We start from the raw sequence: 257 nt of genomic DNA, 5'->3' as shown, positions 1-257 counted from the left end.
TTCAAGGAGACTTTTATGACAATTGTTGTCGTTGACGAAAATCAATTGGACTTACGTCGTCGCCGATTGATTTTTCGTGCATGGCATCGCGGTATTCGTGAAATGGATCTTATTTTGGGGCGATATGTGGATGCTCATATCAGTGGAATGAGTGTTAAAAAGATTTCTGAACTTGAGTATATTATGTCTTTTGATGATCGTGATTTACTGACGTGGATTACGGGAGAAATTTCGCCACCATCTGAAGTTGATGGTCC

1 protein-coding gene is annotated in these 257 nt (G+C 40.1%); it reads left to right on the top strand.

Annotated features, from left to right (window positions below):
- Nucleotides 1–15: 15 nt before the first annotated feature.
- The coding region (locus tag ACFIO5_RS12910) for an FAD assembly factor SdhE (protein ID WP_375705621.1) at nucleotides 16–257 on the top strand (242 nt) is incomplete at its 3' end.

It is taken from the genome of Bartonella sp. AA86SXKL (genome assembly GCF_042196885.1).
Note: the sequence above shows the minus strand (reverse complement) of the source record. Positions and strands in the feature narration are given on the sequence as shown.